The organism is Chloroflexus sp., assembly GCF_034435895.1.
GTDB lineage: Bacteria > Chloroflexota > Chloroflexia > Chloroflexales > Chloroflexaceae > Chloroflexus.
Map to the genome: position 1 here is coordinate 1 of NZ_DAOTWH010000325.1, position 8,697 is coordinate 8,697.

An 8,697-nucleotide genomic window follows, 5' to 3' on the forward strand; every position below is an offset into this window, starting at 1 on the left:
GCCGTTGTCACGTCTGCACACCGCCGCCTGCCCCCCTCACGCCCGCACTGCCCCGCCCGCCGGCGGGCGGTTGGGAGACGCACGGCAGTGCGTCTCTACGGGGTGATTTGGATCAATACGTTGGCGACCTGTTCGGCAATTTGCGAAATGTCGAACAGGCGGCCATTTTGGGCTTGGCCCGACCCCTGATTGCCGATGAAGGTTGCGGCGCTGGCGAGGCACCAACCCAAAACCGGCGAAGCCACAGTAACAACAGCGGCGGTTGCGCCGCGACCGCTCCTGCTACTCCACGGTGCAGCCATGGCGGTAAACGAATTGGCTTGCGCGATGAGATTCCGGCTGAGGGTGAGATTGGCGATACCTTCAATCACGTTACCGTCGAGCAACAAGCGCGCGCAAACATCATCATCGAGGGCAAAGGTAGCCTCGCCGTCTGACCGGCGTACAATCTCTTCTAACAACGTAAACCCAATGCTTAGGTTAACGAGATGATTACCACGCAGTTGCACCGTCCCCATATACGCGGCATTGATCGTCATCCGCGATCCGCCCGGTGCGTTGGGTTGTCGATCGAGCTGAAGCAGATTGGCAGCGCGTGACGCAACCAGTTCGACCGGCGCGGGCATGCCGTACAGGCTAACGATACCGTCAATGCGATTGTGTTCGAGCACCACCAGATCGTCTTCGTCGATCTGCTCGACGATCGCGCCGAGGTTCTCTTCATTGACGGCGCGCCGCCGGTGCAGCATGAGCGCGGCGCCGGGGCGCGATTTGACCGCGGCGGCGCGCAGATCGAACAGAATGTCGAGCAAGACAATAGCGCTGGCTTCGGCTTGGTTGAGGGCAAATCCCAGCTTGTGAAGTTGGAGCAACTCGGCAAGGGGAGATGATTCGATCATTTCTTGGAGCGGCTCTTGCAATTCACGGAGCAAGAGTGCGCGTTGATCAAGCGTTAGTTGGGTGAGTTCTACTGCGGCCTTGACCGCCGGCTCGTGCCATTCGGGTGCAAGCACCAACCGCTCATCGGCGAAGAGATCGGCGAGCAGCGGGATTTGGGCTCTGGCGAAGAGATTGCGCAATGGCGGGAAGGTGCGGTCGGGCACTGCCGCGGTGAAGGCATTGCCGCTCAGCCGCACATTATCGCCGCCGGTGATGGCAACGAGGGCGCTGCCATCAATGAATTGCTCTTGATTGAGCCGGCCCGGCAGGGTGAAGCCACTGATCGCGCAATCGGCAATGATCACCCGCAGGCACCGATCAAACGAGAGGGCCGCCGTCCCCGCTTTGGGGATGAAGGCAATATCAAGAGCGAGATTGCGCAGCGTCACCGAATCAAACCCTCTCAACCACAGCGGGCCGGCCAAGCGCACACTGGTGGCCGGGCCGCAGCCTTTGATTTCGAGCACGAACGGTTCGTTAGCGGGCGCCGGGTCGAGGCGAATACTCCCGGCTGTGTGACGACCGGCGCGCAAGCAGAGGCAGATGCGACGCTCGCCGCGAGCGAGCAACTCTTTGAGAGCTGTTTCGAGATCGGGAAACTCGCCGCCGTCACCGACGCTTACGCAACAGCCGCCGCCACGAGGCCGCTGGCAGAGGATGTCGAGCGCCTCTTGGACGGTGCGGGCATTGGCTAGATCGGGACACACGCCGGGATCATAGGCGACATGGCTGGCACGGCTGAGATTGGCGTTGAAGAAGACACGCGGCAAGACCGGTTCGCCGGCGCTATCGAGAAATGGCTTGCCGTCGATCTCGATCAAGAAAGCTTCGACGCGCTGGCTCTGGACGGCAGGGCCAAGTTGCCATTGGCAGGAGTAGATGCCGTTTGGGCCGGCAGTCACATCAACGCTCTTGCCATTGGCGCCGCCGGCAGTGAGTTGGCCGGCAGCGGTTTGGGGAACCATCCGAAAGCGCACGCGGGCATTGGTGACCGGTTGCTGGCCGTTGGTAACGGCCACTTGCAGCGGTTGGGCGAGAGTCGCGCCGGGGAGAGCCTCTTGACCCTCGCCACCGACGGCATAGAACTGGATCAGTTCAGTCAGGGGCGGAAAGAGCCGGCGACAGTCGCTGCGTTTCGTCCATACACTGCCATTAAAGTCGAGCAGGGCTAATTTGCAATAGGCGTGGTGGGTACCATGCGGAGGCTGCGGCGCCGGTTGGTTGCCAGAGCGCGGCCACTCGATATCGCCGGTGACGGTGCGGGCCGGAATGAGCCAGTAGTCGCCGGGACGGAACGTACCGTTCTTGAGCCGGATCTGCACTCCTTGTTCGAGGTCGGTCCATGCTGCCGCGTTGGTGGTAACGATCACCTCGCCGGTATCGGCGGGCATATCCCAGCGGCGCAGTTTGGGGTTGGGGCCGAATGCGCTGTAAGCGATCGTTTGCCCGCCCGGATCGATGGTGACAATATTGTCTTCGACTTGCAGCAACTTGACCAGCAGCCCCGGTTCACCTCGCTTGTCACGCGCATCATCGGTCAGCTCGACCCACTGGTTGGGCGCGAGACCCAATACCTCGTCGCGGCCAGTACTGGCGACAGTCAAGCGATTGGGATTCAGCGGATCTTGCCCGCTCCAGCCAACTGCCACCGAACCATTTTCGCGCGACCACTTGAGCGCGATACGGGTGGGCGAGACGATCCGATGCACTTCAACCCGATAGAGCTGGTTTTCTAGCCCGCGATAGCCGGCTTGGGCCGGCACGACGCAGGGATCATTGACGGTTGGGTCAGGTTCGGCGCGAGCTTCGAGCATGCCGCTACTGCCGGCCAGCAACGCATCCCACGCCGCGTTGGGCGCGGCGCAGTCGAAGGTTGCGCCGGGATCGTCAACGCGCAACAGCTTGACTTGCGCCATCACTTGCAAGCGGGTCGTGGTGTCAGGGCCACCGAGCGCGACTTCGCGGATAGCAGCATCTTCAAGCGCGGTGACATGCCGTTCCCAGACATCAAGATAGGCGAGATAGACCCCGGCGGGCAGCGTTGCATTGGCGGCCAAGCCAGCCACCTGCGCTAGGGTGGCGACGGGCAGATCAGGTTGAGCGGTGATGGCGACCGTCTGCTCGTTCTCGACGCGGATGCCAGCGACATAGTAGCGACCGGCGGTAATGTTGAGCGTGCTGCCAGCGACAACGATGTCGAAGCCGGCTTGGCCCTGCGGGCCGCCGCAACGACCGATCAGATCGGTGCGAGCCACGCGCTCATCGGCGAGATCGATCGCGAGTTGCTCGTTCCAATCGGCATCGAGGGCGACGCGCCCCTGTTGATTGAGCACGCCACTGTAGTGTTTCGTGCGGTCGAATGTCCATCGGGTGAAATCACCGCGCATACAAGGCTCCTTTAGGGTAGAGACGCAAAGCGGGCAAAGGCGCAAACGAGGCAGAGAAGCAAACGAGGCAGAAACGCAAAGCGGGCAAAGGCGCAGAGGGCGCAAAGCGGTAGGAATGGGATCCATCCCCCGCACCTGCAGCGTGCTCGGCGGTAGCAGCCAGTTGCCCCCTCTCCAACCCTCCCCCTCCGAGGTTCAAAGGCGGACAGAACATCGGTCTGGAACCCGACCCTAAAGGGCCGGGCAAGGGTTACGAAGCCCGCTGCGCGGGCTGATGCCCCCACCCCCTGCCCCTCCCCCGCTGGGGGAGAGGTGATGGGGAGCGCAGCACGGGGCTTTACGGCATCGCACAACGATCGATAGTTGGACTTGATCAAACGTTCTGTCCACCCCTCAACCCTCCGAGGGCGGGAGCGAGCAGCGCCCCCTCTCCCGCTAGGAGAGGGGGATGGGGGGTGAGGGCCAACGCAGAGGACGCAACACATAGCAATGCAAAGGCGCGAAGGGCGCAGAGAGGTTTGTTGGGTTATGAAGGAAGCCATACTCATACCTTTACGGTTGCACATCGTTGGTCTGAACGAGCTGCGCAGGCTGGCGTCACGATGCGAAAAAGACCCCGGCTTCAAGACCCACCCGCAGATACTCGGCGAGGGCAAGGCGCAAGTTGACGAGACGTTGGGTCTGTTGCACGAGGTGAAAGACGCCTAATTCACCGCCGTCTTCAGCGCCTTGGGTGATGGCGGCGGGGCACGAGCGCGCCAGTTGCATGTAGGCAGGATGGCCGAACTGGGTGCTGGTGAAGGATGGTGTGACCGAGAGCGTTACGGCGCTTCGTTGGGCGGTGGTGAGAGCAGCGATGGGCCGGTTGCGGGCAGCGGCGAAGGCGGCGAGGGCGAGATCGGGTTGGCAGCGAAAACGGCGCGGCGCTCGCGAGCCGGCGGCAAGAAAGCTGAAGCGAGTGCAACCGATCTGGCGGCGTGCCACCAGTACCCGGCCAAGCATCATGCTTTCAGAGATAAGATCGATTTGGCGCACGCGGACTTCACCACGCACCGTGCAGCGAATAAAACTGGCCGGCGCTCCGATCCTCTCGCCATTGGAGGCCGCGCAGGCGGGCACGGCCGGCGCGAAGGCGTCGAGGATTGCATCGCTGGCAATCAGACCGTCCGAATCTTCCGCCATATGCACCGCGCCGCTGATGCTGCGGGCCAGTTCGAGGCGCAAATCAGGGTTGGGCGCGACGGCGTGGATGCTGGGCCGGTTGGGAAACTGGGGGTTGCCGGCTAGGTCGAGGCGCCAACCGGGCACGAGAGTGCAGTGGTGGATGGCTAACCGTTCGAGGCTACCGGCGGCCAGATCGATCCCGCCCTCGATCCAGAAGCCATTGAGGGTGAGCGACGCCCGATCGCCGTTACCAGTGATGCGCAGGCGATCGGTGAGGCGGATGAGCGGACGTCGGCCATCGGCGGCTTGAATCACGAGCGTCCGGCCGGGATTCATGGTGATCGCCAGATCTTCGGCGTAGGTGGCACTGTCGAGCACGGTGATGACGCCGGTGGTGGCAGATGACGCTTGCCACGCCGCAATGGCCGCGGTAAGCAACGGATGGTCGCCGCCGCCGCGTTGGGCAACGGTGAGGGCCAAATCGCCGGGGGCAGCGATGGCGAGCGTTGCGCGGCGGGGATAGGGGCCACCGCCAATGTCAGCAGCGAAGCCGTAGGTGTAGCTGACCATCAGATCAGACGGCACAACGTTAGCGGGGAAGGCAAGCCGTCCGCGCTGCGGATCAACCGCGACCCGAATTGGCAGCGATTGGCCAGCGTAGGTCTTGCTGGCTGGCGGGCGCCGCCAATCACCGAGATCGCAGATCAGGATCTCGGCGACGGGGATCGGGACAAACCGTCCGGTACCGTTGGGGACGGCGATCTGGAAGGCAGGACGGGCCGGATCGAGATAGTTGCTCTTGACCGGGCGACCGGCGGCAATCCCGGCGCGCACCGCTTCAAGATCGTCGTAGAGGGCGCGACGGCGCAACGGCAACGGCAGATCGGGTTCGGCAGCGAGCTGGGTAATCTCGATCTCGGTGCGCGGGCGATTAAAAAGCGGGATGTCGTTGCCGAGCGGGCTGAAGAAGTAGCGGCCATCGGGCGGGTTGCTCGCTGGCTGCGGCGAAACGCCTTGCACCGTGTAGGGCTGCAAACGGCACAAAAACAGGCCAAGGTTGGGGATATTGTAACGGCCACGGCCAGACCCAATCCGGCGCACTTCGGCGGTATGGTTGACGGTTTCGAGCGGGCCGCCGGTCAATTCGAGCGCGTTGGCGTTGCGCAACGGGGCGGTGGCTAGGCTGTACAGGCGAACGTGGTTGAGATGCTGAGTAGTTGCCAGCCGCTCGAAATACTCGACGGCGCGGCAAGGCCAGCCGGTGACATCGCGGGCCAACTGTTCGAGCACGGGGGCAGTGCCTTTGCGGCGGCGGTAGCGCAGCGTATTGGCGACATAAGCGCGCTGGCTAAAATCGGCCACTTCAGACAGTTGGCGCAGATGGCGCACACCGAGCAGATCGCCGATGTAGGGCACCACCCACTCGGCGCAAGTCTCGATAAACCAGTCCGCGTACAGATCGGCAATATCGGTTTCGATCCGGGCCAACTCCTCGCCGATGATCGCGAGCAGCGCGCGCAGCGGCTCGCCGCGCTCGGCATCGCGGGCGCGGTAGAGGGCCGGCAGGAGTTCATACAGACGGTCGCGGGGCGATATATTCATAGGATTTCTTCCCCCTACTCTCTCCCACTGGGTGGCAGCAAGGGTGCTGCTGGGCCAGCAGAGAAGACAACACCGGCGATCACGGAGATACCATCTCAATTGCATGCATCACCAACTCGACCCCGGCGGGATCGAGCAGCAGCAATTCGGCTGGGATGATAGCGTGGCCCGCCTGCCGCGCTGGTGAGGCGGCCAACAGGGTGGGATGCGCACCGGTGCGCCCGCTGGCATACGCCAGTTGGTCGAGATCGATGGCGATCACCCCGGCCAGCGGCTGCATCACAGCAATCACTTCAGCGGCAGTCACCGGTTGGGCAAAATCGCGCTGAGAGAAGGAGAACGCCGTGAACAACGCTTGGGCGATGGCCGCTTCCACATCGGGAGCGAGATAGCGCGCGTCGTAACGGACGGTCGCCTTGAGCCGAAACGTCAGCGGGATGAAACTGGCCAGTTCGACAGTCACAGTGGGATCACGCACGGTATCGATCGCGTTGCGCAGACTGGCGAAAAGCGGATCGGACGGCGTAATTGGCTTACCGCTGGCGCTGGCGAGGGTGAGATGAACAACAAGCTGCTCGCCGCGGCGAAATACTGATGCCTGCGTCTTGCCGATACCGGCGAAGGCGGCGGCAAAATCGGAAAAATCCTGTAACGAGACAATCCGGTCGAGGGTTAGTACCGTCTGCGGCGCATTGGCGCGCGCGCTGTCCAATGTTTCCGGGTCGGCGGCCCCGCTAGCGGGAAGCGGGTTGGTCACGCTGCGGACACCGGGCGGGCGGGTCTTGAGCAGGGCAATCGCGCCGGCGCCAACCTCACCCGCTTGACCAATTCCAAACCGGTAGGTCGCGGTCACATTTTCGGCGCCGGTGGGCAAACGCGCGCCGTGGATGCCATCGCCGAACTGCACTGTCGCCGAATGATCATCGTTGAGGCGCACCATGTACTGCTCGTCGTGCGGGCCGGCGAGATAGAGCGACGGCGCTTCGCGCCACGCCACGCCATTGACGCGCACGGTGAGCGTCGAAGTAACGCCAGACGGGGTGCTAGCCGAGATGTAGGTCAACGGCGACTTCTTGAGCTTAAAGCGTTGATGGGTCTGGCTGCCATCGCCGCTGCCGATCGGGGTTAGCGGCACGGTTTCACCGTGGGTTGCAGCCACGACATTGGCGTAGATCGCCGTGGTCGAACGGATGAGGCGGGTCGCGCCCAACCCCTGATCGCGCAGCATGATGGTGGTAAAGCCGGGATTGGGATAGACCGCCTCGACAAAGACAACCACCGAGCGGGGCTGTTCGTCATCCTCGTCAACTTTGCCGCTAACGATCAACGGCTGGCCCTTGACCAAATCTCGCACCACACCGGCGACCTCGATCTGATTGCCAGTGACCGGATCGGGAATTGGCTCTTCGGCCAGCGGCAACGGTTCGCTCTCGGCCAACACCACCGTCTCGCGGCGCTTAAAGCGGGCGATGTTCTCATTCGTGTCAACAATCAGGCGCGTGACCTGCCCAGAGAGACCAAAATTGGCGACACCCACGGTTTCGTTGCCGGTCACGCGGTAGAGTTCAGCGTAGCCGGGAGTAAGCAACGTTACCCAACTGCCCGGCACAATCTTGGGATAAGCGGTATCGAGGTCGATATGGCGCTGGCTGCCATCGATCGCAAAACCGGGCCATTCGTTGGCCGTGCCGCCATACGACCGCTTCACCTCTACCGGCATCAACCGCCAATCGGGCGCGTTAAAGCCAAAACGGCGCGCGCTGCGGCGGAAGGCAAAGGCTTGCGGCTGAGCCGCCGGCAGCATAGACGGGCGGTTTGAGCCGAGGCCGGGCGCCCATGTGACGACGGTATAACCACCGGCAGCATCAGGATAGGTCTGCACCGACAGCACCCGGCGCAGATCCCATCGTTCGTTGCCGGGATCACGCTCGCGTTCGGCGCCAACCAACAGCAGATAATCACCCGCCTGCAAGCGCGTCACAACCCCAGCCAGATAGAGCGTCGTCGCACCCTTGCTCAGGTCTTGGGGCCGAGTAGGGCGCGGGCGCAGCGCATTCCACGCCTTGCGCGCGACAAACTCAACGCTGGTCTCGAAGGTCTGTGGCAGTTCACCCTGTTTGGCCGGGATACTCTGCACTTGGGCGCCGGCAGGGATCACCGTCTCTGCCGGAGAGAAAGGGGTATCGTCGAGAGTAAAGGCAAGATAGACCGAGGCAGCGACGCCGGGCTTGAGTTCGTAGCCGATCGCGCGGGCCAACTGCAAGACGGAGAAGCGTTCGGTCGCGGTGCGGAGAAAGCCCTCGTTGGCGATCCGTTCTTGGTAGAAGGTCAGCACATCGGCCAGCGTCGCGGCGGCATCGAGCAAGGCAAGCGAAGGATCGGCGGCGTCGCAGGTAGCCAACGCGGCGAGCGGGCGCTGGCCGGTCGAGGTGGCCTGCTGCGACAAGCGTGCCGCCATCCGGCGCAGAAATGAGCGGTGCGCGCCGAGCCGGTAGCGCAGCGCAGATTGGCCGGGCGGGTTGGCATGCGGCGAGGGTGATGGCTCACGCTCGTCGCAACCGCACGGAGATGGTTGGGGATTGGTCATGAGCCACCCTCCATAATG

General features: G+C 63.2%; 3 protein-coding genes. All 3 read right to left on the bottom strand.

Annotation, left to right across the window (positions count from 1 at the left end):
* Positions 1–95 precede the first annotated feature (95 nt).
* The 3 genes from U9R81_RS18135 to U9R81_RS18145 all read right to left on the bottom strand — a co-directional run bounded on the left by U9R81_RS18135 (position 96) and on the right by U9R81_RS18145 (position 8,679).
* Positions 96–3,326 carry a DUF6519 domain-containing protein gene (locus U9R81_RS18135; protein WP_322496817.1) on the bottom strand — a complete coding sequence of 1,077 codons (3,231 nt, stop codon included), beginning with the start codon at positions 3,324–3,326 and terminating at the stop codon, positions 96–98.
* A gap of 597 nt (positions 3,327–3,923) precedes the next feature.
* A complete protein-coding gene (locus U9R81_RS18140; protein ID WP_322496818.1) occupies positions 3,924–6,092 on the bottom strand; it encodes a hypothetical protein in 2,169 nt (722 codons plus the stop codon).
* A 79-nt stretch (positions 6,093–6,171) separates the two neighbouring features.
* Positions 6,172–8,679 (bottom strand): putative baseplate assembly protein, encoded by a 2,508-nt coding sequence (locus tag U9R81_RS18145; protein WP_416180991.1) that lies wholly within the window; start codon positions 8,677–8,679, stop codon positions 6,172–6,174.
* Between the last annotated feature and the right edge of the window lie 18 nt (positions 8,680–8,697).

Bases quoted from the DNA above. Each gene is read 5' to 3' on its own strand.
- U9R81_RS18140 (WP_322496818.1), bottom strand. From the start codon at position 6,092: ATGAATATATCGCCCCGCGACCGTCTGTATGAACTCCTGCCGGCCCTC.
- U9R81_RS18145 (WP_416180991.1), bottom strand. From the start codon at position 8,679: ATGACCAATCCCCAACCATCTCCGTGCGGTTGCGACGAGCGTGAGCCA.
- U9R81_RS18135 (WP_322496817.1), bottom strand. From the start codon at position 3,326: ATGCGCGGTGATTTCACCCGATGGACATTCGACCGCACGAAACACTAC.